Annotated in this window: 1 rRNA gene; it reads right to left on the reverse strand. The window is 55.0% G+C overall.

The features are described 5' to 3' along the window. Window positions 1-1,533, reverse strand: a 23S ribosomal RNA gene (locus ACODR5_RS13475); the annotation flags it as partial. Between the last annotated feature and the right edge of the window lie 86 nt (window positions 1,534-1,619).

The following is a 1,619-nucleotide window of genomic DNA, read 5'->3' on the forward strand; positions in this document are numbered from 1 at the left end:
GGGCGGTTCTTCGCCGGTACGGGAATATCAACCCGTTGTCCATCGACTACGCCTGTCGGCCTCGCCTTAGGTCCCGACTTACCCAGGGAAGATTAGCTTGACCCTGGAACCCTTGGTCTTTCGGAGGACGTGTTTCTCACACGTCATTCGCTACTCATGCCTGCATTCTCACTCGTGTGGCCTCCACGGCTGGATCACTCCGCCGCTTCGCTGGCCACACGACGCTCTCCTACCCATCAACACGGCTGGACCACGAAGGCCTGCCAAAAGTGTCAATGCCGCAACTTCGGTGGTGTGCTTGAGCCCCGTTACATTGTCGGCGCGGAATCACTTGACCAGTGAGCTATTACGCACTCTTTCAAGGGTGGCTGCTTCTAAGCCAACCTCCTGGTTGTCTAAGCAACTCCACATCCTTTCCCACTTAGCACACGCTTTGGGACCTTAGTTGGCGATCTGGGTTGTTTCCCTCTCGACTATGAAGCTTATCCCCCACAGTCTCACTGCTGCGCTCTCACTTACCGGCATTCGGAGTTTGGCTGACGTCAGTAACCTGGTAGGGCCCATCGGCCATCCAGTAGCTCTACCTCCGGCAAGAAACACGCAACGCTGCACCTAAATGCATTTCGGAGAGAACCAGCTATCACGAAGTTTGATTGGCCTTTCACCCCTATCCACAGCTCATCCCCTCAGTTTTCAACCTAAGTGGGTTCGGCCCTCCACGACGTCTTACCGTCGCTTCAGCCTGGCCATGGATAGATCACTTCGCTTCGGGTCTAGGACACGCGACTGAATCGCCCTATTCAGACTCGCTTTCGCTACGGCTACCCCACACGGGTTAACCTCGCCACGTATCGCTAACTCGCAGGCTCATTCTTCAAAAGGCACGCCGTCACCCCAGCTGAGGAGGCTCCGACGGTTTGTAAGCAAACGGTTTCAGGTACTATTTCACTCCCCTCCCGGGGTACTTTTCACCTTTCCCTCACGGTACTTGTCCGCTATCGGTCATCTGGGAGTATTTAGGCTTATCAGGTGGTCCTGACAGATTCACACGGGATTTCTCGGGCCCCGTGCTACTTGGGATCCCCACCACGCCAGAACACGCATTTCAACTACAGGGCTGGCACCTTCTCTGGCCGGCCATTCAAGACCGTTCGTCTATACGCTTCTGTCACGTCGAACCCTCGGCAGAAGGTTCAAGCGGGTCCCACAACCCCGAACGTGCAACGCCTGCCGGCTATCACACACGCCCGGTTTAGCCTCTTCCGCTTTCGCTCGCCACTACTCACGGAATCACTGTTGTTTTCTCTTCCTGTGGGTACTGAGATGTTTCACTTCCCCACGTTCCCTCTACCCGCCCTATATATTCAGGCGGGAGTCACCAGGTCGCACAAGTACGCCTGGCGGGGTTTCCCCATTCGGAAATCCACGGATCAAAGCTCGCTTATCAGCTCCCCGAGGCTTATCGCAGATTGCTACGTCCTTCTTCGGCTCCAGATGCCAAGGCATCCACCGTTTGCTCTTAAAGACTTGAAATCACATGAGCCATAAAACAAAAATGTTCTATGTTCGCTTCTTTAAGATGCTCGCGTCCACTGTGTAGTTCTCAAAGTACGGGCGGC

The sequence above is a fragment of the Microbacterium sp. FG3 genome (assembly GCF_057809335.1).